Source organism: Pseudomonas sp. LBUM1672, from assembly GCF_059695655.1.
On the sequence record NZ_CP166781.1, the window covers coordinates 3,085,216 to 3,108,370 of the forward strand.

At 58.4% G+C, this 23,155-nt stretch carries 15 protein-coding genes and 2 pseudogenes; 9 read left to right on the top strand and 8 right to left on the bottom strand.

Annotated elements, in window-relative coordinates:
• Positions 1-13 precede the first annotated feature (13 nt).
• Positions 14-373 carry a response regulator gene (locus tag ACA053_RS14095; RefSeq protein WP_497317972.1) on the bottom strand — a complete coding sequence of 120 codons (360 nt, stop codon included), beginning with the start codon at positions 371-373 and terminating at the stop codon, positions 14-16.
• Between the two features lie 260 nt (positions 374-633).
• Here ACA053_RS14095 and ACA053_RS14100 point away from each other — a divergent pair, with 260 nt between their 5' ends.
• From ACA053_RS14100 to ACA053_RS14120, 5 genes are all read left to right on the top strand, one after another.
• Positions 634-4,125, top strand: a complete 3,492-nt coding sequence (locus tag ACA053_RS14100) for a response regulator (RefSeq protein WP_497317974.1) — start codon at positions 634-636, stop codon at positions 4,123-4,125.
• A complete protein-coding gene (locus ACA053_RS14105; protein ID WP_109631028.1) occupies positions 4,125-4,958 on the top strand; it encodes a CheR family methyltransferase in 834 nt (277 codons plus the stop codon). Before ACA053_RS14100 ends, ACA053_RS14105 begins: the two co-directional genes overlap by 1 nt.
• Positions 4,955-5,548 carry a chemotaxis protein CheB gene (locus ACA053_RS14110; RefSeq protein WP_497317976.1) on the top strand — a complete coding sequence of 198 codons (594 nt, stop codon included), beginning with the start codon at positions 4,955-4,957 and terminating at the stop codon, positions 5,546-5,548. Before ACA053_RS14105 ends, ACA053_RS14110 begins: the two co-directional genes overlap by 4 nt.
• Positions 5,542-6,723, top strand: coding sequence for a hybrid sensor histidine kinase/response regulator (locus ACA053_RS14115; protein WP_109631035.1), 1,182 nt, complete (start codon positions 5,542-5,544; stop codon positions 6,721-6,723). The genes ACA053_RS14110 and ACA053_RS14115 overlap by 7 nt, the downstream gene beginning before the upstream one ends.
• 77 nt (positions 6,724-6,800) lie before the next feature.
• Complete coding sequence (locus ACA053_RS14120; RefSeq protein WP_109631038.1) at positions 6,801-7,178, top strand: response regulator; 378 nt, start codon at positions 6,801-6,803, stop codon at positions 7,176-7,178.
• Positions 7,179-7,208: 30 nt separating this feature from the next.
• On the opposite strand, the gene ACA053_RS14125 is transcribed toward ACA053_RS14120, so the two are convergent.
• The 3 genes from ACA053_RS14125 to ACA053_RS14135 form a co-directional block, all read right to left on the bottom strand.
• Positions 7,209-8,861, bottom strand: coding sequence for an ATP-binding protein (locus ACA053_RS14125; protein WP_497396161.1), 1,653 nt, complete (start codon positions 8,859-8,861; stop codon positions 7,209-7,211).
• Positions 8,862-8,875: 14 nt separating this feature from the next.
• Complete coding sequence (locus tag ACA053_RS14130) at positions 8,876-10,378, bottom strand: ATPase domain-containing protein (RefSeq protein ID WP_109631044.1); 1,503 nt, start codon at positions 10,376-10,378, stop codon at positions 8,876-8,878.
• A gap of 126 nt (positions 10,379-10,504) precedes the next feature.
• On the bottom strand, positions 10,505-11,560 hold the full coding sequence (locus ACA053_RS14135) for a tetratricopeptide repeat protein (protein ID WP_497317979.1): 1,056 nt from the start codon (positions 11,558-11,560) through the stop codon (positions 10,505-10,507).
• A 182-nt stretch (positions 11,561-11,742) separates the two neighbouring features.
• Here ACA053_RS14135 and ACA053_RS14140 point away from each other — a divergent pair.
• Positions 11,743-12,093: pseudogene (locus tag ACA053_RS14140) on the top strand (FUSC family protein); the annotation flags it as partial.
• Positions 12,089-12,487, top strand: a pseudogene (locus ACA053_RS14145) (HlyD family secretion protein); the annotation flags it as partial. The pseudogenes ACA053_RS14140 and ACA053_RS14145, both read left to right, overlap by 5 nt.
• Before the next feature lie 201 nt (positions 12,488-12,688).
• On the opposite strand, the gene ACA053_RS14150 reads toward ACA053_RS14145, so the two are convergent.
• The 4 genes from ACA053_RS14150 to ACA053_RS14165 all read right to left on the bottom strand — a co-directional run bounded on the left by ACA053_RS14150 (position 12,689) and on the right by ACA053_RS14165 (position 19,809).
• Positions 12,689-14,110, bottom strand: coding sequence for an efflux transporter outer membrane subunit (locus ACA053_RS14150; RefSeq protein WP_497396012.1), 1,422 nt, complete (start codon positions 14,108-14,110; stop codon positions 12,689-12,691).
• The gene (locus tag ACA053_RS14155) at positions 14,107-17,301 is read right to left on the bottom strand and encodes an efflux RND transporter permease subunit (protein WP_497396014.1); all 3,195 of its coding nucleotides are present in this window, start codon (positions 17,299-17,301) and stop codon (positions 14,107-14,109) included. Before ACA053_RS14155 ends, ACA053_RS14150 begins: the two co-directional genes overlap by 4 nt.
• 15 nt (positions 17,302-17,316) lie before the next feature.
• The gene (mexE, locus tag ACA053_RS14160) at positions 17,317-18,570 is read right to left on the bottom strand and encodes a multidrug efflux RND transporter periplasmic adaptor subunit MexE (protein WP_497396016.1); all 1,254 of its coding nucleotides are present in this window, start codon (positions 18,568-18,570) and stop codon (positions 17,317-17,319) included.
• A 321-nt stretch (positions 18,571-18,891) separates the two neighbouring features.
• Entirely contained in the window at positions 18,892-19,809 is a 918-nt protein-coding gene (locus tag ACA053_RS14165; protein WP_008026287.1) for a LysR family transcriptional regulator, read from the bottom strand.
• Between the two features lie 269 nt (positions 19,810-20,078).
• On the opposite strand from ACA053_RS14165, the gene ACA053_RS14170 reads away from it, so the two are divergent.
• Together ACA053_RS14170 and ACA053_RS14175 are read left to right on the top strand one after the other, a co-directional pair.
• Entirely contained in the window at positions 20,079-21,101 is a 1,023-nt protein-coding gene (locus ACA053_RS14170; protein WP_109631067.1) for a zinc-dependent alcohol dehydrogenase family protein, read from the top strand.
• Between the two features lie 559 nt (positions 21,102-21,660).
• Positions 21,661-23,139 (top strand): hypothetical protein, encoded by a 1,479-nt coding sequence (locus ACA053_RS14175; protein WP_497396018.1) that lies wholly within the window; start codon positions 21,661-21,663, stop codon positions 23,137-23,139.
• Positions 23,140-23,155 lie beyond the last annotated feature (16 nt).

Consider the following 23,155-nt stretch of genomic DNA (forward strand, 5'->3'; position numbering starts at 1 on the left):
GAAACGACGAGACTCAGGCAAGCATGCCCTTGACCTTGTCCCGCAGTTGATCAATCGAGAACGGCTTGCCGATCACATGCATGCCTTCCGGCACATCAATGCTCTCGGCATAACCGCTGGCAAACAGGATCGGCAGTTCAGGGCGCAGCATCCGCGCTTGAGTTGCCAGTTCGCGGCCATCCATCACCGGCAAACCCACATCGGTCATCATCAAGTCAATGTACTGGTCTTCATCATTGAGAAATTCCAGTGCCTTTTCGCTGCCATCGGCCTCAAGGACCTTGAACTCCAGTTCCTCCAATACATCGACGATCAGCATGCGCACGATGGCATCGTCTTCTACTACCAGGATGATGGATGGGTCGGAGGACATAAGAGGGCTCTCAAGTTAGGTTCAGGGTCGCCGGACGATCGAAATCGCCGGTCTCTTGCATGAGTAAGTGGCGGATCCCGACAAGTTCCCAACGCGGTGCAAAAAAGAATAGCTGCACAAGAACCGGCAAGGATAACCGCTCCCTTTGCTCCGGAGCAGCAAAATGCGGCAATTCGCACGCAAAGACATCAGAGTGTTGGATCAAGGTGCCACTTCTGGGGCAAACTCCCTGCTTTTCAACAGTTCGACAAGGCCTTCCCATGACCCCTGCGTCTTCGGTTGATGAGCAACGATTCCGTAAACTCCTGAGCCGCAACATCAGCCTGCCGCTGGGTGTCGGTGTGCTCAGCGCGGTGTTCTTTGTCTCGCTGATCACTTACTTGCTATCGGTGATCCAGTGGGTCGAACACACCGATCGGGTGATCAATAACGCCAATGAAGCGGTGAAGCTGACCGTTGATCTGGAAACCGGAATGCGTGGTTTTCTGCTCAGTGGCGACGAACACTTCCTCGACCCTTACGAAACGGCAAAGCCGAGGATCGCGGTCGCGCTCAATACCTTGCTCGATCTCACGGCCGACAACCCGGTGCAGACCGATCGTCTGCGCCGGCTACAGGCCTTGCAAAAGGACTGGGCCACCTACGCGCAGACGATGATCGAGTTGCAGCGTTCTAGCGGCGATTACCGTAGCGCGATCAAAGCGGGCCATGGCAAACGGCTGACTGACGAGATCCGCAAGCAATTCGAAGACGTGATCGACATGGAGCAGCAGTTGCGTACCACGCGCAACGAAGAAGTGCGTCGTACCACAATCTGGAGCATTTCCCTTTACCTGTTGTTCATTCTTGGTATCAGCGGGTTGCTGGCCTACATCGGTCGCCGTGACTTGCTCAATCTTTCCCAAAGCTACAGCGCCAACCTCGCAGCGCAACAGGCCAGCGCCTGGCGCCTGGAACAGCAAGCGTGGCTGCGCAATGGCCAGACCGAACTGGCCGAGCAGGTATTGGGTCAACTGTCTCTTAATGTGTTGGGGCGCAATATCCTGCAGTTCTGCGCCCAATATCTGGGCTCTGCCGTCGCGGCCATTTATGTGCGTGAAGAACATGGCGGCCTGACGCGAGTGGCGTCTTACGGTTTTTCTCGCGAGCAGGAAGAACGTGACCAGCAAATCTACAGCGATGAGGGGATTGTCGGCCAGGTGGCGCGACAGGCTCGCTTGATCCGTCTGGATAACGTGCCCGGCGACTACTTCAAAGTCTGTTCCGGTCTTGGCGAAGGCCTGCCGCATAGTGTGCTCGTGGTGCCGACCAGTGACGATGAACGGGTCAACGGCGTGATCGAACTGGGCTTCCTGCGCCCCTTGGATGATCGCGACGTCGAGTTGCTTGAACTGATTGCCGGTAACATCGGCACGTCGATCGAGGCCGCTCGCTATCGTCAACGTTTGCAGGAAGTCCTTGCCGAAACCCAGCAGCTCAACGAAGAACTGCAAGTCCAGCAGGAAGAACTCAAGACCGCCAACGAAGAACTCGAAGAGCAGTCGAGGATCCTCAAGGAATCCCAGGCTCACCTGGAAACTCAGCAAGTCGAACTGGAACAGACCAACGAGCAACTCGCCGATCAGGCGCAGATCCTGGCCGATCAGCGTGATGCGATGGACCTGAAAAACACCGAACTCAATCAAGCCCAGGCCCAGCTTGAAGAGCGCGCCGAAGAGTTGCAGCGCTCGAGCAAGTACAAGTCCGAATTCCTCGCCAACATGTCCCACGAACTGCGCACGCCGTTGAACAGTTCGTTGATCCTGGCCAAGTTGCTGGCAGAAAACCCTCAGGAAAACCTCAGTACCGAGCAGGTGAAGTTCGCCGAGTCGATCTATTCCGCCGGTAATGACTTGCTCAACCTGATCAACGACATTCTCGATATTTCCAAGGTCGAGGCCGGCAAGTTGGAAATGCGCCCGGAGAACACCAGCGTTGCGCGACTGGTGGAAGGTCTGCGCGGGATGTTCGAGCCGATGGCCACAGACAAGAAGTTGAAGTTCGAAGTCGACTTGCAACCCGGTTCGCCGATGATGCTGTTCACCGACCGTCAGCGTCTGGAACAAGTCATCAAGAACCTGTTGTCGAACGCAGTGAAATTTACCGAAAAAGGCACCGTCAGCCTGACGGTGGCGTCCCAGCCAAACGACGGCATCGCCTTTATCGTCCGCGACTCCGGGATCGGTATCGCCTCCGACCAGCAGGAAAGTATTTTCGAAGCCTTCCGCCAAGCCGACGGCACTACCAATCGCCGGTATGGCGGCACGGGCCTGGGGCTGTCGATTTCCCGGGACCTGGCCGCGTTGCTGGGCGGTTCGATCAGCGTCACCAGCGAACCGGGGCAGGGCAGTGTCTTCACTTTGGTACTGCCTCAGCAATACGTTGAGCCGAACGAAGTGCCGGTCGCGCCGATGCAGGCCACGCCAGTCGCCATGGCACCGAGAGCAGCAACGCCTGCGCTGGTGCCGCTGATTGCCGAAGTCGACATCCCGCGTTTCGACGATGACCGCAGCAAGGCGCCGTTCACCACCCGTTGCATCCTGGTGGTGGAAGACGAGCCGAATTTTGCCCACATCCTCTACGATCTGGCCCACGAACTGGGTTATCACTGCCTGGTTGCCCACGGCGCCGATGAAGGCTACGACCTGGCCAAGGAGTTCATTCCTGACGCCATTCTGCTGGACATGCGCCTGCCGGATCATTCCGGGCTGACTGTGTTGCAGCGCCTGAAAGAGCATGCCGAAACCCGCCATATCCCGGTGCACGTGATTTCGGTGGAAGATCGGGTCGAGGCCGCCATGCACATGGGCGCCATCGGTTATGCGGTCAAGCCGACCACACGCGAAGAGCTCAAGGACGTGTTCGCCCGCCTCGAAGCCAAGCTGACCCAGAAGGTCAAGCGGGTGCTGTTGGTGGAAGACGACGATTTGCAGCGCGACAGCATTGCGCGTCTGATCGGCGACGACGACATCGAGATCACCGCCGTCGGCCTGGCCCAGGAAGCCCTCGATCTGCTGCGTACGACCATCTTCGATTGCATGGTCATCGATCTTAAGCTGCCGGACATGCTCGGCAACGAACTGCTCAAGCGTATGTCCACCGAAGATATCTGCTCGTTCCCGCCGGTCATTGTCTATACCGGACGCAACCTGACCCGGGACGAAGAGGCCGAACTGCGCAAGTATTCGCGCTCGATCATCATCAAGGGCGCGCGCTCACCCGAGCGTTTGCTGGATGAGGTCACACTCTTTCTGCACAAAGTCGAATCCAGGTTGTCCCATGATCGCCAAAGGATGCTCAAGACCGCGCGCAGCCGCGACAAGGTCTTCGAGGGCCGCAAGGTGCTGCTGGTGGACGACGATGTGCGTAACATCTTCGCCCTGACCAGCGCGTTGGAGCAAAAGGGTGCGGTCGTGGTCATCGGCCGGAACGGTCGTGAAGCGATTGAAAGACTGAATGAAGTCGAGGACATCGATCTGGTGTTGATGGACGTGATGATGCCGGAGATGGATGGTTTCGAAGCCACCATCGAGATCCGCAAGGACCCGCGCTGGCGCAAGCTGCCGATCATCGCAGTGACGGCCAAGGCCATGAAGGATGATCAGGAGCGCTGCCTGCAGGCCGGCTCCAACGATTACCTGGCCAAGCCTATCGACCTGGATCGCCTGTTCTCGCTGATTCGCGTGTGGTTGCCGAAGATGGAACGCATTTAGTGGAACGTATTGATTCAGTGGAGCGAAGCAGCGAAATCGAATTGCGGTTGTTGATCGAGGCGATCTACCTCAAGTACAGCTACGATTTTCGCGATTACTCCGGCGCTTCGATCAAGCGCCGGGTCAATCACGCGTTGGTGCAATTTGAGTGCAATACCATTTCGGCACTGCAAGAAAAGGTGCTGCACGATCCCACCGCGTTCATGCAGTTGCTCCAATTGCTGACGATTCCGGTCAGCGAGATGTTTCGCGATCCTTCGCACTTCCTGGCTATCCGCAACGAAGTGGTACCGCTGCTCAAGACCTATCCGTCGATCAAGATCTGGATTGCTGGCTGCAGCACAGGCGAAGAGGTCTACTCGATGGCAATTCTGTTGCGCGAAGAAGGTTTGCTCGACCGCACCATCATCTACGCTACCGACATCAATCCGCGCTCGCTGGAAAAAGCCAAGCAGGGGATTTTCTCCATGGAGAACGTCCGCGCCTACACTCACAACTACCAGCAGGCAGGTGGCCAGCGTTCGTTCGCCGAGTACTACACGGCGGCGTATGGCTATGCGATTTTCGACAAGACGTTATGTGAGAACGTGACCTTCGCCGATCACAGTCTGGCAACCGACAGCGTCTTTTCAGAAACCCAATTAATTTCGTGTCGTAATGTTTTGATCTACTTTAATAAAAAGCTGCAGGACCGAGCATTCGGTTTGTTCCATGAATCCCTTTGTCATCGTGGATTCCTGGTACTGGGCAGTAAGGAAACCCCGGATTTTTCGGCCTTCGGCAACCAGTTTGTGCCCTTGGTCAAACAGGAACGGATCTACCGTAAATCATGAACAGTGCAGCGGATTTGCCTTCTATAGAAGCTATTGTGATCGGCGCTTCGGCCGGTGGGGTGGAGGCGTTGCTCAACATCCTCAGCCCGTTGCGTGAAGGTTTCCTGCTGCCGATCATTGTGGTTCTGCACTTGCCCGATGAGCGTCGCAGCCAACTGGCCGAAGTCTTTGCCCGCCGGGTGGCGATGCCTGTTGTGGAAGCCAGCGACAAAACCGTCGTGGAAGCCGGAACAGTGTATTTCGCTACGCCGGGTTATCACTTGTCGGTGGAACAGGACCGCAGCTTTTCCTTGAGCCTGGAAGAGCGCGTGCACTATTCGCGTCCTTCCATTGATTTTCTGTTCGAGTCCGCTGCCGATGCCTACGGTTCAAGCCTGGCAGCCGTGTTGCTGACCGGCGCGAACCGCGACGGTGCCCGCGGGTTGGCTCAGGTCAAACACCGCGGTGGCCTGACCATCGTGCAGGACCCGGACGAAGCCCAGGTCGCGACCATGCCTCGGGCTGCGCTGGAACTGCATCAACCGGACCACATTCTCCCTATACGCGGCATCGGCCGTCTGCTTGTCGAGCTGGAACGAATAGCATGCTGAGTAACATCCAAGCCAAACTGCTGATTGTCGACGATCTGCCGGAGAACCTGCTGGCGCTTGAGGCGCTGATCAAGCGTGAAGACCGCGTGGTCTACAAAGCCTTGTCCGCCGACGAAGCCTTGTCGCTGCTGCTGCAACACGAATTCGCCATGGCCATCCTCGACGTGCAGATGCCGGGCATGAACGGCTTTGAACTGGCCGAGTTAATGCGCGGCACGGAAAAAACCAAGAACATCCCGATCGTGTTTGTCAGTGCCGCCGGCCGCGAGTTGAACTACGCGTTCAAGGGCTACGAAAGCGGTGCCGTGGATTTCTTGCACAAGCCGCTGGATATTCACGCGGTCAAGAGCAAGGTCAATGTGTTCGTCGATCTGTATCGCCAGAGCAAGGCGATGAAGCAACAGGTCGAAGAACTGGAGCAGGCTCGCCGCGAACAGGAAGCGCTGCTCAAGCAATTGCAGACCACCCAGAACGAGCTGGAACAAGCGGTGCGCATGCGCGATGACTTCATGTCGATCGTCGCCCACGAAGTCCGTACGCCGCTCAATGGCCTGATCCTGGAAACCCAGTTGCGCAAGATGCATTTGGCCAGGAACAACGCGTCAGCGTTCACCCTCGACAAGATGCACGCCATGGTCGACCGTGACGAGCGGCAGATCAAAAGCCTGATCCGTCTGATTGAGGACATGCTGGATGTGTCACGCATCCGCACCGGCAAGCTGTCGATCCGCACGACAAAATTCGACCTCGTACAATTGGTCAGCAACCTGTTGCAAAACTTCGCGCCACAGGTCGACGCCGCAGAGTGCTCCGTGACGTTTACCGCCGAACAGCCAGTGGTCGGCAACTGGGACGAATTTCGCATCGAGCAAGTGATTTCAAATCTGCTGACCAACGCCTTGCGTTATGGTGGCAAGAGCCGGATCGATGTGAGGGTCTACTGTCACGAAGGTCAGGCACGGGTCGAAGTGCAGGATCGCGGGATTGGTATCAGTGAAGAAAACCAGAGGCGTATTTTTCAGCAGTTCGAACGGGTGTCAGCCAAGACCGTGGTCGCGGGGCTGGGACTGGGGCTGTTTATTTCCGAACAGATCGTCGCCGCCCATGGCGGCTCCATCGCCGTCGAGAGCAAGATCAACGAGGGCGCCTTATTTCGCGTTTGTCTGCCGCTGTAGGAAATCAGCCGGATAAACGCAACCTCTGATCGACCCTATGGTCGTATCAGCAGCTATTGACCGAACAAAGGCTTCCCATGAGTGAAGATGCACAAGATGTAGTACTCATCGTCGAGGATGACCCCTCGATTTTGATGGTTTTGTCCGCTTACTTGTCGGGTGAGGGTTACCGGGTTCTGCAGGCCGAAAACGGCGAGCAGGCCTTCGAAATACTGGCGAGCAAGCCGCACCTGGACATGATGATCACTGACTTTCGCCTGCCTGGCGGGATCTCCGGCGTGCAGATCGCCGAGCCTGCCGTGAAGCTGCGACCGGAACTCAAAGTGATTTTTATCAGCGGCTATTCCCAGGAAATCCGCGAGACCGACAGCCCGATCACGCGCAAGGCGCCGATTCTCGACAAGCCGTTCGATCTGGATAAGTTGCAAGAGCTGATGCAGGACATGCTGTCGTAATCGACCCCGCAGCCCCCGTCATGGGGGCTTTCAGATGCGGATCATCTCCCGCACCTTGGCCGTCAACAGGTCGAAGGTGAATGGCTTGGTGATCATCTGCATGCCAGGGTCAAGGAAGCCGCCGCGCACCGCCGCGTGTTCGGCATAGCCGGTGATGAACAACACTTTCAGATCAGGTCGGTACTGCCGACCGATTTCCGCCAGTTGCCGGCCATTCATTCCAGGCAACCCCACATCGCTGATCAACAAATCGATGCGCTGGCCGGAGTCGAGAATCGGCACCGCGCTGTCGGCATCGCCTGCTTCGACGAACGCGTAGCCCAACTCACTCAATACCGCACTGACCAGCACGCGCACTGCCGGATCGTCTTCGACGATCAGTACGGTTTCACCGTCCTGGGCATGAGGCGCGTGGGCGATATTCACCCGTGTGTCCTCGACCACATCTCCGTTGTAGCGCGGTAGATACAGGCTCACTGTCGTGCCGTTGCCCACTTCACTCTCGATGGTCACGTGGCCATGGGACTGCTTGCTGAAACCGTAAATCATCGACAAGCCCAATCCGGTGCCCTGGCCAATCGGCTTGGTGGTGAAGAACGGATCAAAGGCCCTGTTGATGATGCCTTCCGGCATGCCGCAGCCTGTGTCGGTCACGCGTAGCACAACGTAATCACCCGGTTGCAGGTTGCTGTGGGCTTGGGTGAAGCTTTTGTCCAGATGTTGATTTGAAGTAGTGACCACCAGCTTTCCGCCTTCGGGCATGGCGTCGCGCGCGTTCAGCACCAGGTTGAGCAGGGCGCTTTCGAGCTGATTGGGGTCGGCCGCGGCCACCCACAAGTCCTCGCTCAACTGCATGTCCAGTTGAATGCTTTCGTTGATGCTGCGCTGCAAGAGTTCGCCCATGGACACCACCAGGGTGTTCATTTCCACGGGTTTGGAATCCAGCGACTGGCGGCGGGAAAACGCCAGCAGACGATGTGTCAGGCCCGCCGCGCGATTGGCGGAAGTCACCCCCAGATCGATCAGGCTGTCCAGGTCCTCGGTGCGGCCCCGGGCCAGGCGTCGACGCAGCAACTCGAGGCTGCCGATGATGCCGGTCAACATGTTGTTGAAGTCGTGGGCGATGCCGCCGGTGAGTTGGCCGACCGCTTCCATCTTCTGCGACTGCCTTAACGCTTCTTCGTTGTGGCGCAGTTGGGCGGTACGTTCCTCGACTTGTTGCTCGAGGGTTTCCAGGGTGTTTTGCAGCCGCAATTCGCTTTGGCTCAAGTCAGTCAACCGGTCCCTGGCTTCATACTGTCGTCGTCGCCCACGCAACGCGGTGGTGACCAGACTGATCAACGTCACCGGATGAAACGGGCGCTCGAGGAAGGTGACGTTACCCAATTGCGGGCCAAGGCGTGACGCGGGGTTCTGTTCCGGGCCGCCGTGGTGGGTCATCAGTACGATAGGCAGGTCCGACCAGGCCGGTTGTTCCTCGATCAAGCCCAGCAGCGGTTCGAGATCGCAACCCAGCAAGGCTTCCGAAGAAATCACCAGCAGGCCGGCACCCAGCGCCAGCTCGCGGCACAGAGTGACCAGATCCCGGGTGACGATACCTTCGAATCCTGCTTCGTTGAGCATCATCAGCGCAATCTGGCTGTCGCGTCCCAGCGGCGCGAGAATGATCGCGCGCTCGGACATCGCCTCGACCGCATTCACCGGACATCATCCTGAAGGAGTGGCTGGCTGGCGCCCATATAGGTCGGTACGCCGCGCAATACGCCCTGGAACGCATCCAAAGGTTCACCGATGGTCATGCCCGTGCTACCGATGCGGTATTCGCGAATGGTTGATTCGTGGCTGCCGGTGCGTTTCTTGATGATTGAAATGGCCCGGCGAACCTTGCCCAGGGCTTCGAAGTAACGCAACAGAATCACCGTGTCAGCCAGATAAGTAATGTCGACCGGCGCCTGCATGTCCCCGACCAGCCCATGTTGGGCGACCGTCATGAACGTCGCGGCGCCTCGGCGATTGAGGTACAGCAGCAACTCGTGCATGTGCAACACCAGCGCGTTTTCCTCGGGCATCGCGGCCTGATAGCCGTTGATGCTGTCGATGACCACGGTTTTGATATTGCGCTCATCGACACAACGACGAACCCGATGAGAGAACTCGCCGGGGGACAGTTCCGCGGCGTCGACTTGCTCGATCAAAAGGTTGCCGGTGTCTTGCAGCGCTTGCAGGTCGATGCCCATGTTTTTCATGCGCTCAAACAGCAATCCCAACTCTTCATCGAAGATAAACAGCGCGGCTTTTTCACCCCGGGCGACGGCGGCTGCAGCGAAGATCATCGAGATCAGCGACTTGCCGGTGCCGGCCGGGCCGAGAATCAGCGTGCTGGAACCGGTCTCGATGCCGCCGCCAAGCAGGGCGTCCATTTCCTTGATGCTGCTGGTCAGCTGCTGACGGACGTAACCGCCGCGGTGTTCTGCCGCGACCAGCCGAGGGAACACATGAACGCCGTCGCCCATGATGGTGAAGTCGTGATAACCGCCACGGTACTTCTGGCCGCGGTACTTCACGACGCGGATACGCCGGCGTTCGGCGCCATAGTTGGGCGTCAGTTCTTCCAGGCGAACCACCCCGTGCGCCACACTGTGCACGGTTTTATCGAGGGATTCGGTGGTCAGGTCATCGAGCAACAGCACCGTGGCGTCATAGCGCACGAAGTAGTGCTTGATCGCCAGAATCTGCCGGCGATAACGCAGGGAACTCTGGGCCAGCAGACGGATTTCGGAAAGGCTGTCGAGGACTACCCGGGTCGGCTTGACCCGTTCGACCACTTCGAAAATCTGCTTGGTCGCTTCGCCCAGCTCAAGGTCCGAGGAATACAGGAGGCTTTGCTGATGCTCGGCATTGAGCAGACTTTCCGGCGGGGTCAGTTCGAAGATGTGGATGTTTTCATCCAGCTCCCAACCGTGGGACAAGGCCCCTTGGCGCAGTTCGCGCTCGGTTTCGGAAAGCGTGATGTACAACGAGCGCTCGCCGGCACGGGCGCCGGCCAACAGAAAATGCAATGCGACGGTGGTTTTGCCGGTACCGGGTTCACCCTCCAGCAAAAACACATGGCCGCGGGACAATCCACCGGCCAGGATGTCATCCAGACCTTCGATGCCGGTGGCGGCTTTTGCACTGAACAACTCGTTAGATGTAGACAAAAAAAACCCTCTCATGACTAGGGGAAGCGAGGCAGCAGGCCTGAAGTGCCTGAATGGACTGCCTGATCACTTGACCTTTTGCCGTGGCGACGGTTCAACCTTTTTGTTGGCGTAGCGGAGGGTGCTTTACAAGCCTTGTTGCAACGCCGGGTCGTCTGGGTTGAGCTGTTCCAGCTGCGCCAAAAGGATTTGCACGTTCTGCAGTTGTCCGCTTTCTTTCCAGTAATTGATCAACAGCAGCCGGGCCTTGCGATCGGCCGGGTGGCGCTGGACGATTTCCTGCAGCTGTTTTTGTGCCGCTTCCAGCTCTTGCTCACCGTGCAGTGTAGTTGCCAGATCGTAGCGATAGTCCTTGTTGTTCGGTTCGATCTCGACCGCTTTGGACAGACCGAGCAGGGCGAACTCGCTTTGCCCGTGATGCAGCAACCAGAGGCCCAAGGCATGTTGCAAGTAGGCCGAGTCGGGCTGCGCCTTCAACTGTTTCGCCAGCAACTGCCGCGCTGCGTCGCTTTGGCCCTGTCTGTCCAGGACATCAATCTGCATCACCAGCGCCGGCAGATTGCCCGGGTCCAGTTGCACCGTGCGTTCCAGCGCCTGCTGAGCCTCTTTCAGTTCGGCATTGTGCAGGTGCAGGCGGGCTAGTTGGTATTGGGTTTCGGCGCTGGCGGGTTGACTCTTCAGGACCTGTTCCCAGGCATCGATGGCTTGTTGCAGCGGTCCGAAATACAAGCCCAGGTCATCTGGCGACAGGCCCAGCAGTGCGTTGATCGCGGCAAACCGCACGCTTTGTTCGCTGTCATCGAGCAACGGTCCGATCAGCAGGCTGCGTTGCCCACTGGGCACCAGTCCGCTGATGCTTTTGATCGCTGCAATGCGCACGTCGGCCGAAGGGTTTTGCAGGTCTGCGTCTGCCAGTTTCAGTGCGTGCGGGCTCGGGTAATTAGGCAGTTCGGCATGCAACCAGACACGGCGTTTGGCCGACAGGTCAGGGCGACCCAGTTGCTGGTACAAAACTCGTGCGGCCCCCGGTTGCCCGGCGCGCGCCTGGGTCAACGCTTCGCTGTAGCCGCGCTTGATGGCTTCCGGCACCACGGGTGTCGTACTGCGCAGGAAAAACCAGGCAAGGGCGATGGCGAAAAGGACACAGAGGCTGATGAGCAAGTAACGGCGGAACTGGGGCATGCAGGAATCCGGGGGCTGGCGGCTTTTGCAAAGCTGTCAGCTTCGGTCAGGTAGGCGTGTGAGTCAAACCCTGACTCGGTTCAATGTCGACGATTTGGCCTACAGGTCGCGTCGACATTGAAACCCCTCTAAGCCCTGAAGCAGTGACTACGCTTGCTGGAGATGCCTCCACGAGTGTTCCCATGCAACCGCTGCTTCAGTACTTCAAGGCAATGCTCAACCCCGGGCAAGGGGTGCTGTTGTTCGCCTTGAGAACCATCACGGCCGGGCTGCTGACGTTGTACCTGGCTTTCCTGTTCGACCTTGACCAGCCCAAGTGGTCGATCATGGCAGTGGTCATCGTCAGCCAGCCATTGGGTGGCATGGCCCTGGCCCGCAGTTTCGGCCAGGTCATCGGTACCACGCTGGGTGCGGTAGTCGCGGTGTTGATCATGGCAATCTTTCCCCAGGCGCCGATGCCTTTCATTCTTACGCTGGCCTTGTGGCTGGCGCTCTGTACCGCCGGCGGCACCTTGTTGCGCTACACCAGTTCCCAACCTGCTGACCCGGCAGGGCGACTACGCCACGGCGGGGGGCGCGTTGCTGGCATTGGTCGACAGCGATTCGTTTTATGTCAGCGGCTACTTCGAAGAAACCAAACTGCCGCGAATCGGTGAGGGCGACCGGGTCAGGACTGAATTGATGAGCGGCGAAACCTTCGGTGGCATCGTGCAGAGCATTGCTTTTGCGATTGCCGATCGGGAAAACCTGCCCGGTAACCGCCTGCTGGCCAACATCAACCCCAGTTACACCTGGGTCAAACTGGCGCAACGGGTGCCGGTGCGGATTCAGATAGATGCCGACTATGCCGCCAGGAACCGCTTGCGGGCCGGGACCACGGCCACCGTCACCATCCTGGAAAACCACAAATCTCAAGATCAACCCTAACCCTGTGGGAGCGGGCTTGCCCGCGATGACGGTCGAACATTCAATATTGATGGTGGCTGACCCACCGCAATCGCGGGCAAGCCCGCTCCCACAGGGATACGCGTTGCATTCGGAGTGAGCAAAAAAAAGCCCCGCGACTGAATGAGGCGCAGGGCTAAAAAATTGGTTGGTTGCGGCCAACCAAAGGAGCTCTTTAAAAACTTACTTGCTAGCGACCGTCTCTGGTTGCCAGCCACCGCCAAGGGCTTTGTAAATCGCGACAATGCCGCGATAGAGATCGGTTTCCGCCGAGGCTTGGGTATCTTCGGCCGCCAAGCGCTCACGTTGGGCATCCAGCAGGACGAGGAAGTCCACGGTGCCTTCGCGGTAGCGAATCTCGGCCAGGTCCGCGGCGGCACGGCTCGCTTCGCTTTGACGGATCAGCGAGATCAGTCGTTGCTGACGTTTGCCGTAGTCGCTGAACGCGTTTTCGGATTCTTCCAGCGCCAGCAGCACTTGCTGCTCGTAGGTTGCCAGCGCGCCTTCGGCATCGGCATCGGCGCCGCGCAGACGGGCCCGCACGCTGCCCAAGTCAAACGCCGCCCACGTTATGCTTGGGCCGAGCGCCCAGGCATTGGCTGCCGAGGAGCCAATTTGCGAACCGCGACCGGCCGTAAAGCCAAGGAAACCGCTGAGGCTGACCCGAGGGAACAAATCAGCCTTGGCCACACCGATACGGGCAGTGGCGGAGGCCAGTTTGCGCTCGGCGCTGAGGATGTCCGGACGACGTTGCAGCAACTCACCCGGATCACCGATCGGCAAAGCCTTGGCAATCGCCGGCAAGTCTTTTGGACTCAGGTCGACGGTCAGCTTGTCCGGGCGTTCACCCAGGAGGGTGGCGATACGGTTTTTCTGCCGAACCTGTTCGGCCTGCAATTGCGGCACGCTGGCTTCGACCGAGGCGAGGCGTGCATCGGCACGCTCCACGTCCAGTTGATCGCCGACGCCGGCATCGCGCAGGCTTTCGGTAATCTTGCGCGATTCCTGCTGGTTGTTCAGGTTGGCCAGGGCAATCTTTTCCCGCAGTTGTGCACCGCGCAGTTGACCGTAGGCGTCCACCAGTTCGGCAATCATGGTGACTTGCAGTTGGTACAGATCGGCTTCGGCCGCTTGCTGCTCGGCGTCGCTGGATTCCAGGTTGCGCTGGATACGGCCAAACAGGTCCAGTTCCCAGGCCATGTCCAGCCCCAGGTCGTAGCGTTCGCTATTGACCCGTTTGGTGGTCTGGCCCGGAATCTGGCCTTTGCCCAAATCACTGCTGGCACGGCTGGTGATGGTCGGCATGGCGTCATTGCTGGCGTCATCACGAATCGCCCGGGCCGCTTTCCACCGGGCGAAGGCCACGCGCAGATCACGGTTGCCTTGCAGCGATTGAGTCACCAACTGGTTGAGGGTCGGGTCCTCGAACTGCTGCCACCAGATGCCTTCGAAACGCGTGCGGTCGAAGTTTTTCTGACCGGCAGCGCCATCGGTGGCGGTGGTGATGTTTGCCGGTTCAGTCGCTGGAGTCTTGTAGTCAGGGCCGACGGCACAGGCACTCAGGGCCAGTACCAGAAGGCTCGGCAGGAAGGCTTTCAGGCTCATTGTTGCGCCTCCAGTTGCTTTTCCAGTTTTAGCGCCTTGGCCGCTTTGCGCTTTTCACCGCGCTCCACAAAGTTACGGATCAATACGTAGAACACTGGCGTCAGCAACAGGCCGAAGAAGGTCACCCCGAGCATCCCGGAGAACACCGCCACACCCATGGCGTGACGCATTTCGGCACCGGCACCGCTGGAGAAGACCAGAGGCACAACACCCATGATGAACGCGAAGGAGGTCATCAGGATCGGACGCAGACGCAGACGGCACGCTTCCAGTACTGCAGCCAGCGGGCTGAGACCTTCGTCCTGCTGTTTATCCTTGGCAAACTCGACGATCAGAATCGCGTTCTTACACGCAAGTCCCACCAGTACGATCAAGCCGATCTGGGTGAAGATGTTGTTGTCGCCTCCCGAAGCAATTACACCGGTAATGGCCGACAGCAGGGTCATCGGTACGATCAGGATCACCGCCAGTGGCAGGCTCCAGCTTTCGTATTGAGCGGCGAGCACCAGGAACGCCAGCAATACGCAAAGCGGGAACACGAACAGCGCGGTGTTGCCGGACAGAATCTGCTGGTAGGTCAGGTCGGTCCATTCGTAGGTCATGCCGTTCGGAAGTTCTTCCTTGAGCAGTTTCTCGATGGCGGCCTGAGCCTGGCCGGAGCTGTAGCCCGGGGCCGCCGCACCGTTGATTTCAGCGGTGATGAAGCCGTTGTAGTGCATCACGCGGTCCGGCCCCGAGGTGTCGCTGACCTTGATAAAGGTCGCCAGCGGGATCATCTCGCCTTTGTTGTTACGCACTTTCAGCTGACCGATCTGGTCCGGTTCGAGACGGAACTGTTGTTCAGCCTGAACGTTGACCTGGTAGGTGCGGCCGAAGCGGTTGAAGTCGTTGGCATACAGCGAACCCAGGTAGATCTGCAGGGTGTCGAAGATGTCGCTGACGGCTACGCCGTGGGTCTTGGCTTTTTCCCGGTCGATGGCAGCATCGACCTGCGGCACGTTCACGGTGTAGCTGGTGAACAGGGCAGCCAGTTCCGGCACATTGTGGCTCTTGGTAATGATGTTCATGGTTTCTTTGTACAGCTCGTCGTAACCCAGGTTGCCCCGGTCTTCGATCTGCAGGCGGAAACCACCGATGGTGCCCAGACCTTGTACTGGCGGCGGCGGGAAGATCGCCATGTAGGCTTCCTGAATCCCGGCGAACTGGCCGTTCAATGCACCGGCAATCGCACCGGCGGACATGCTCGGGTCTTTGCGCTCGTCGAACGGTTTCAGGGTCACAAACACGATGCCGGCGTTAGGGCTGTTGGTGAAACCGTTGATCGACAGACCAGGGAAGGCCACCGCACTTTCCACGCCAGGCTGTTTCAGAGCCAGGTCGGACATGCGCTTGATCACGTCTTCAGTACGGTCCAGGCTCGAGGCGTCCGGCAGTTGCGCGAAGGCCACCAGGTATTGCTTGTCCTGGCCGGGTACGAAACCGGTCGGGGTGTGGGCGAAACCGAAGAAGGTCAGCACCATCAGGCCTGCGTACAACAGCAGGGCAATTCCGCTGCTACGGATAACCCGCGCTACGGTGCCGACATAGCCATGGCTGGCGCGTTCGAAGAACCGGTTGAACGGACGGAACAGCCAGCCGCCCAGTAGTTTATCAAGCACTTTGGTAAAGCGATCTTTCGGCGCACTGTGGCTCTTGAGCAGCACGGCGGCCAGGGCAGGGGACAGAGTCAGCGAGTTGAACGCCGAGATCACGGTCGAGATGGCAATGGTCAGGGCAAACTGTTTGTAGAACTGGCCGGTGAGTCCGGAAATGAACGCCGCCGGGATAAATACCGCACACAGCACCAGCGCCGTCGCGATGATCGGCCCGGTCACCTCTCGCATGGCTTTCTTGGTGGCTTCGACGGGCGTTTCTCCCAGCTCGATGTGCCTTTCCACGTTCTCCACCACCACGATGGCGTCGTCCACCACGATACCGATGGCCAGTACCAATCCGAACAGCGACAGGGCGTTCAGCGAGAAGCCGAACAAGTGCATCACCGCAAACGTACCGATCAGCGAAACCGGCACCGCCACCAACGGAATGATCGAGGCACGCCAGGTTTGCAGGAACAGAATCACCACCAGAACAACGAGGATCAGTGCTTCGAAGAGGGTGTGGACCACCGCCTCGATGGAGCCGCGCACGAAGATCGTCGGGTCATAGACGATGCTGAAATCCATGCCTTCCGGGAAGTTCTTCTTCAGCTCGGCCATTTTGTCGCGAACTTCGTTGGAGATCTCGATCGCGTTGGAACCAGGGCGCTGGAAAATCGGGATCGCCACCGCCGGCTGGTTGTTCAGCAGCGAGCGCAAGGCGTATTGGCTGGACCCCAGTTCAACGCGAGCGATGTCTTTCAGACGCGTGATTTCACCGTTGTCGCCGGAGCGAATGATGATGTTCTCGAACTCTTCTTCAGAAACCAGACGGCCCTGAGTGTTGACCGACAGCTGGAACGCAGTGGCATTCGGTGCAGGCGGTGCACCCAGTGCACCGGCAGCGACCTGACGGTTCTGTTCACGAATCGCGGTTACCACATCGGTGGCAGTCAGGTTGCGCGAAGCGGTCTTGTTCGGATCGAGCCAGACCCGCAGCGAGTAGTCGCCCATGCCGAACAGTTGCACGTCACCGACACCGCCCAGACGCGCCAGCTCATCCTTGATGTTGAGCAAGGCGTAGTTGGACAGGTAGAGCATGTCGTAACGTTTGTCCGGCGAGGTCAAGTGCACAACCATGGTCAGGTCGGGCGACGCCTTGTCGACGGTGATACCGATGCGCGTCACTTCTTCTGGAAGCTTCGGCTCAGTCCGGGTCACGCGGTTCTGAACCTGTACCTGCGCGTTGTCCAGGTCGGTGCCCAGGGCAAAGGTGATGGTCAGGGTGATCTTGCCGTCAGCGGTGGATTGCGAGGACATGTACAGCATGTTCTCGACGCCCGTGATGGCTTGCTCCAAGGGAGCGGCCACGGTTTCACCGATGACTTTTGGGTTGGCGCCAGGGAAGTTCGCACGGACCACAACGGTCGGTGGCACGACTTCCGGGTATTCGCTGATCGGCAACTGGAACAGCGAGATGGCGCCGGCGATCAGGATCAGCAGCGAAAGCACCGCTGCGAAGATCGGCCGTGAGATGAAGAATTGGGAAAAATTCATCGGAGTTGTCGTCCCTTAACCGCGTGGAGTCGCAGCAGCCAGTTTCACAACCGAACCCGGCGCGACCTTGGCAGGTGCGACTTGGGGCAGGTTGCTGGCTTCCAGCGCTTGTCGTTGTTGTGCGAGTGCCGCGAGGGTTTGTTCACTGGCCATCGAAATCACTTCAGGGGTGACCGGTGAGCCAGGGCGAACCCGTTGCAGCCCCTTGACGATGACGGTGTCATCCTTGTTCAGGCCGCTGCGCACGATGCGCAAACCTTCGATCTTCGGACCGAGCTCGACCGAGCGATAAACCGTCTTGTTGTCGGCATCCATCACCAGCACGAACTTTTTACCCAGATCGGTACCGACCGCTTCGTCGTTGATCAGCACGGCGGAGTAGGTGCCGCTGCCGACCAGTTTCAGCCGCGCGTACAAGCCAGGGGTGTACTGCCCGTCAGCGTTATCAAAAACAGCGCGACCGCGGATGGTGCCTGTTTTCGGGTTGACCTGGTTGTCGACGAAGTTCATCACACCCTGGTGCGGGTTGCCGTCTTCGTTGGACAAACCGAGGTAAACCGGGGTGGTTGCACCGCGTTTGCCCTGACGCGCGAGTTGGGTGTATTTGAGGAACACGCGTTCGTCAGCGTCGAAGTAGGCGTAGACCTTGTCAGTGGAAACGACGCTGGTCAGCGCGGTGGTATCGGCGGTCACCAGGTTGCCGGCGGTGATTTCCGCACGGCTGACGCGACCACTGATGGGCGCGGTGACACGGGTGAAGCTCAGGTTCAGTTTGGCCAGGTCCAGTTGCGCCTGGAGGGCACCGACGGCGGCGCGGGCTTCTTGGGAAGCGCTGGTGCGCGAGTCAGCGAGTTCCGCGGAGATGGCGTTGCTCGCACGCAAGCGTTCACCGCGCTGGGCTTCGTTTTCGCTGCGAGTAGCGTTGGCGCGACCTTGGGCAACCAGTGCTTCGAGGCGGCGGACCTCGGCCTGGAAAGGGCGTGGGTCAATCTGGAACAGCAAGTCACCTTTCTTGACCAGTGCGCCTTCAGTGAAGGCCACTTCATCAATCTGGCCGGAGACCCGTGGACGAATTTCTACGGTTTCTGGCGCTTCAAGGCGTCCTGTGAATTCGTCCCACTCGTTGACCGGTTGTTCCAGCACCTTGGCGACACTGACTTTCGCCGCAGGCATGGTAGCGGCAGACTCCGGAGCCTTGCCGCAGGCGCTCATCACCAGTACGGCCAACATGGCCAATGGGAAGCGCAAATGTTTGAGTGACTGTTCCATGGATGCATCCGCCAATGTATTGAGATGGGCGGATGATGAGCGGCGGGGTGGTAGGGCACGAATCGAATGAAGCGAAGGTAACTATCATTCGGAATGATATAAGTCTGATGCCAGCCCTCTAGCATGCGCCTTACATTCGATGGGGATCAATTGGCTTGATGACAATTCTGTGTTGCGGGGAACGCAAAGAGCAATCTTGGAGACCGAGGTGCGGCCTTCGCGGGCAAGCCCGCTCCCACAGGGAATTGTGGTGCTAATTAAATCCCTGCAGGGGCGAGGCTTGCCCGCGAAGAGGCCATCAGCCCCCACAAAAGATCCGGATCACGCCAAGCTATCCGGATCCCCGAAGAACATCTGGATCCTGGACCGCAACCAACGCTCCCCCGGGTCATTGTCCTGCGACCCACGCCACGCCATGTGCAACTCAAAGCTGCGCACCGGCAACGGTGGATCTTCAGCCCGCACACCGCCAGCCGCTGTCAACGCATCAGCCGTGTAATCCGGCACCGTCGCGACGATATCTGTGCCGCTGAGGAGCGTGCTGAGCCCGTTAAACTGCGGCACTGCAAGCACCACATGACGCTTGCGTCCGAGCTTTTCCAGTTCTTCATCTATAAAGCCGCTCAGGTCACCGGCAAAGGAGACCAGCGCATGGGGGCGGGCGCAGAAGTCATCCAGGCTCAACGGCCCCGGCACTGTATCGGCACGTAACAGCTTCGGCATGCTGCGGCGCAGCACTTTGCGCTTGGCGTTGGCCGGCAGGTCGGCGGTGTAGCTGACGCCGATGGAGATCTCGCCCGAGGCCAACAGGCTCGGCATCAGGATGTAGTTGGCCCGACGCACCACCAGCACGATCCCCGGCGATTCGGCACGCAAACGCTTGAGCAGCATCGGCAATAGTGCGAACTCGACATCGTCCGACAGGCCAATGCGGAACACCGCCGTACTGGTCGCCGGGTCGAATTCCGCCGCACGGCTGACGGCGGTGGAGATCGAATCCAGGGCCGGGGAGAGCAGGGCGAAGATTTCCACCGCGCGAGCGGACGGCTCCATGCTGCGCCCGGTGCGCACGAATAAAGGATCATCGAACAGCCCGCGCAGGCGCGACAGCGCCGCACTGATAGCCGGCTGGCCGAGGAACAATTTCTCCGCAGCACGGGTCACACTGCGTTCGTGCATCAATGTTTCAAAAACGATCAACAGGTTCAGGTCGACACGACGCAGGTCATTACGATTCATCTGGAGTCCTGGCAGAGTCATCAAGCTTGACGAGAGCGGCCATATGAGAACAATGGCCGGCATGAATATTACGGGGAAAGGCTGCTACTCTGCACCGAATAATTCAGTTTTCCTGGAACGGATCCTCCAGATTTTCAAGACAACCGTTGATCCAACGGATGCTGCGGAATCAATGACAGGCATGTCGACTATTAATAGCCACTGATAGTCTTGGGTAGAAAGCCCAGATAGAGTTCAGGGCATTAGAGGTTTCTTTGACGAGGTTTGCGATGTCACGCACGATCCGTTTTCACAAGTTTGGTCCAGCCGAGGTGCTCAAATGCGAAGAGCATGCGGCCGCTCTCCCTGCGCCGGGCGAAGTGCAGGTGCGCGTCGAGGCGATTGGCATCAGCTGGTACGACATTCTCTGGCGCCAGAACCTGGCCTCATCCCACGCTCGTCTGCCTTCTGGCCTTGGCCATGAAATGTCTGGCGTTGTGACCGCGGTCGGCGAGGGCGTCGATGACCTGGAAGTCGGTGACAAGGTCGCCAGCTTCCCGGCTGAAAGCCCGAACGACTATCCGGTTTACGGCGAGCAGATCGTTCTGCCTCGCTCGGCACTGACCCGTTATCCGGACGTGCTCAGCCCGATTGAAGCTGCCGTGCATTACACGCCGCTGCTGATTGCCTACTTCGCTTATGTCGACTTGGCACGGGTCAAGCCTGGCCAGTTCGCTTTGGTGACTGATGCCAGTCACTGTGCCGGTCCTTCGTTTGTGCAACTGGGCAAGGCATTGGGTGTGCGGGTAATTGCCGCCACCAAGACCGCTGAAGAACGTGAATACCTGCTGTCGCTGGGTGCCGAAAAAGTAATCGTCACTGAGGAAGAAGATCTGCTTATGCGGATCAACAAAATCACCGACAACCGCGGCGTGGACGTGGTGTTCGATGGCCTCGGTGGTCCGCAGATGTCACTGCTCGGCGATGTGCTCGCGCCTCGTGGCAGCCTGGTGTTGTACGGTCTGCAAGGCGGTAACCAGACACCGTTCCCGGCCTGCGCAGCGTTCCAGAAGAACATTCAGTTCTTCGTTCACTGCATCGGCAACTTCACCGGCAAGCCGGAACTGGGCATCATCCAGGACCAGGTCGCACTGCAACGTGCCTTGCGCGACATCAACCAACTGACCGCCGACCGCGTGCTGCTGCCACTCAAGACTCGGGTCTTCCCGTTTTCCGAGTTTGTCGAGGCTCACCGCTACATGGACGAATGCCCGTGTCGCGAACGGGTCGCCCTGCAGGTCGAGCCGGCCTGACGTTCTTGAAAAAAGTCCGTGCTTGCACGGACTTTTGCATTGCCCCTCCGAAAATTCGAGACGTCCGGTCAATCTGCGACGGAACCGTTCAGCAACTGAACTGGTTTTTGCTCTCAATCTGTATCTTCTAATCACCTTATAAGCCCCGATAATTGAATGATTACTTTCATCTCAAGGAATGAGCTATGGCTGGGTATTGGATAGATACTTTTCATTGCGCTCCGGTAATACAAACTCAACAAATAGCGCGTTATCGATCATTTGCCGAAAAATTAATGACGACTTCTTTCTTTATTTCTCGTGCTACATGTCTGTGGGACTCTGTCAGATATTTCCTAGGACTCATCATTCAATCGCAGGGTGCTTGCTCTGTGGGGCTTTGCAGCCATCGCAAACGAGTGGTGGCATAAGTAAGCTCGATTCATTTCAAATAATTACAGAAAACTAAGTGTTAGGATTTGATATCAAGCCCAGCACTTTAATCATGACAGGCAGCCGTTTGCGCAATGCATACAGTTGTTTGCGTGACATCGGACCTATGTGTAGCAGGTAAACAATGATGACCCATACCCATGAACAGGCAATGAACTATGTTTATCAGCAAGTATTGCAGCGATTGCTGAGTTTTTTCTCTCGCGCCGAACGCACGGCATTGCAGCTGATGATTCAGCGTCTGGTGGTCGCGGCTGGGGGGATGGAGCGTATCGGAGAATACAAGGTGTTGGCGATCCAGTCCGGGACCCGCGACAGTTGTTACACGCTTGCATTGCTGCGTGCCGCGCAACTGAGCATCGCCGGCCGAGCCCCTGCAACCTTCAAGCTGCGCGTGGCGACTTTGCGCACGAACGGAGCAAGCTCGACGGCCCTTGAAAACATCCATCGCAGTTTCAGCGCGTTGTTTGTCTACGACGATCCTCGGGTCGAAGTGGTGATGGTCGATAATCGTGAAGTCCTGCCATTCAATCATCTGGCGTCCGCCTCCGAAGCGGGCCGCGAGTCAAATCGCCTCAATCTGCTGATGGTTGGCCACCGAAGAGCCTGGACCGGGCCGCTCGATCTATGGGATGACGGGTACCTGGCAACCGGCGAGTTTTATGGGCAGATCTCTCGTTGGGATCGGGGCGTCGATGCATTGGTCAGCAGCGATACACCTCGTCAGCAAAAGCAGTTCATGGATGGGTTGGACCGTGCAGCGCAAAAGGCCGGTCTCAAGGCATCGAGTTACCCTGAATCCGGGTACGAAGAGCTTTTCGCGCGAGTGGATGAACTGGGCGGCGATTGCTATCGCGAGTTCTATGCCGGACATGGCCAGGCCCAGTGGCGTCCGGCCGAATGTTTTGAGGCCTGTCGGCGCACGACCTTCATCGATATTCACGACATGCTGGTCAGCAACCTGGAAGATCGCTGGCCACTGCTCACCGATTTCCTTGGTTTTCAACCTGACGAATTGGCGGTCCAGCTCAGTGATAACGAATTCGTCAGCCTTTCGATTTTCGCGCACGTTCGGGGGCTGGAGGCTTGTTATGTTCACGGTCGCACGTATGAAGCGGGCGTTGCCGAATACGTGCAGCGGACCTTGGTGATGATGCGTCGCAAACAACTTCCCGAGCGCTTTTGCGAGCAGGCTCTGGAGAAGTTCGGCAATCCGACGACAATGTCTGACCAGCGAGCACGGGCATCAACCGAGGCCCAGAAAAACCTCGGTTTGAGCGAGGCTCAGCTCGTGTGTTTGCTGTTCGCACCCTTTGTCGAGAATGGCGCCTCGCTTGAGCGCTTTTTGCGCCAATGTCATCCCGGCATGCTTGTGGCGTTGCCCGACCTTCACCGGGCGATGCAGGGCAAGCCGGCACCCGAGCAGGTTCTGCAATGGATGGCCGACGTCAGCGGGCTGCCCGTCACTCTGATCGGCACGCTTTACCGCATGGGGCCGGTGGCCCGGGGCGAGATGCCTGGCCCTCAAGTCGGCGATACGCAAGTGCAAGCATTGGACATCGACGCGATTACAGCTTCGAGTGGCGAAAGGTCAACGGGGCATTGAGAGTGCCGGATTTTAC